Consider the following 1,952-nt stretch of genomic DNA (forward strand, 5'->3'; position numbering starts at 1 on the left):
TGATCAAAATGTTGGACTTCTGTAGCTCCACCTCATCCAGTTCCGAAACTCCGACGCTACCGGGGTTGGCCTTGGCAGCCAGACGCTTGTAGTGGTTGTAAACCGCCACCGACAAAACCTTCTTAGCTTTTTCTTGGCCAATCACATATTGGTCGAGATAGCGCATGATCTCCTGCGGCTTGGGCAACTGAGCCAGAGAAGGCAGGCTGCGGGAGGGTTTTTTGGGGGTTTCGCGACGGCTGGCGGCAGGGGCGGCAGCAGGAGGAGTGTTGCCGTCGTAGAGTTCCTCATCCAAAATCTCGTTGCAGAGCTCCACGCACTCGTCACAGATGTAGACCCCCGGCCCCGCAATCAACTTACGCACCTGATCCTGTGACTTGTTGCAGAAGGAGCACTTTAGATGGGAGTCATATTTGGCCATGGGATCCTCGTTGCTGCTTGCTCTTGGCTATCCTAATCCGGCAAAAGCCAGAAGAAAACTAAACCTTCCAATCCAGTCGCAAATTGGCTGCGAAAGCGTAAGGAGGCCGAAGTTGGTGGAATCTCACTGACCTACTAGTCTAGCATCTCCACTGGGCTCGTAGGGCTTGTTTCCGGATCCCCAAGGGGGCAGGGTGCCAAGAGATTCCCATGGGGATCAACTGGAAAGACTGGAGATATAGTCATTTCAAACTGGATTGAGACACTTCCCAAGCGCTCCGTGCCGCTTCCGCGACCACCCACTCTTCAAAGGGGAGCTGGGAAGCAATGCAACGGAGGTGTTTCATTCTTGCTTCAAAGTGACCATAAGCTTCTCCAGCGCTCTGCGCTACCCGTGCAAACGCCACAGCCTCGGTTCTCCCCAAGTGTCTTACAAGGAGGAAAACTGGAAATGGAAGGGGTGAGCCGTTTCGCTGCTATCGGGAATGGTCATACATCCTTTGGACGGATTTTATAGAAAAACCGCCCGACTTGACGCCGAGCGGAAGATGGTGTGAGGAGTGAACGGAAACATGCGTCTCCGCTGATCCCATCATAGTTGAACTTATCTGGCACTGGCAAAGGAATCCTTCAGTTAAGTTGGATACTTTTTGGAGGTGTGGCCGCGCCTTTTTGTAACCAAAAAGGGGAAGGAACTGTCCGTGTTGCGTTCGCTTCCCCCTATTGGCGTCCACTCCTCACTAGAGATGAATCATAAATTATCCCTGCCGCTAAGACAACCCACCCTACCCAAGTTTTTCGGGGATCCACCCTGTCAAGGATGCAGATCACCGGATTCCACGGTGGGATCCAGCGCCAACAGCTCCGCTTCGGTCAGCAGGGGGATCCCCAGTTGTTGGGCTTGCTCCAGCTTGGAGCCGGGGTCAGAGCCCACCACCACGTAGTCGGTTTGGCGGCTGACGCTGGCGGTGACTTTGCCCCCCCGACTCTCAATCCAAGCCTTGGCCTGCTGGCGGGAGAGGGTGGGCAAGGTGCCGGTGATTACGAATTTTTTCCCGGCCAGGATCTGGGAGACGGCAGGGTTCTCCTGCTGAGGAAGAGCGGGGATCCCTAGCGCCTGCAACTCCTGCAACAGGCGACGATGGGCCGGCTCGGCAAACCAGGCCACCACCGCTTCCGCCACTTCCGCACCTATCCCGTAGATCTGGGCGATGGTTTCTGCGCTGGCTTGGGCCAAAAGCTCAGGGGTGGGAAAATGGCCGGCCAAAATCTGGGCGGTGACCACCCCCACATGGGGGATCCCCAGCCCGTAGAGCACCCGTTCCCAGGGCTGCTGGCGAGAGCGCTGAATGGCTTGCACCAGCTTTTGGCTGGAGCGGGATCCCATTCCCTCCAAGCCCTGCAACTGCTCTGGGGTGAGGCGGTAGAGATCGGCTACGGTGCGCACTCCCAAGTTCTCCACCAATTGGGCTGCCCGCTTTTCCCCCAAGCCTTCGATATCCAAAGCATCGCGGCTGGCCCAGTGCTGCAAT

Annotated in this window: 2 protein-coding genes; both read right to left on the reverse strand. The window is 56.6% G+C overall.

The window, feature by feature from the left end:
* The coding region (locus NW856_RS10380; RefSeq protein WP_414400156.1) for a ClpX C4-type zinc finger protein at nucleotides 1–421 on the reverse strand (421 nt) is incomplete at its 3' end.
* A gap of 813 nt (nucleotides 422–1,234) precedes the next feature.
* On the reverse strand, nucleotides 1,235–1,952 hold a 718-nt coding region (locus NW856_RS10385), incomplete at its 5' end, for a helix-hairpin-helix domain-containing protein (RefSeq protein ID WP_414400158.1).

It is taken from the genome of Synechococcus sp. R3-13, from assembly GCF_047462195.1.
Classification (GTDB): Bacteria; Cyanobacteriota; Cyanobacteriia; order Thermostichales; family Thermostichaceae; genus Thermostichus.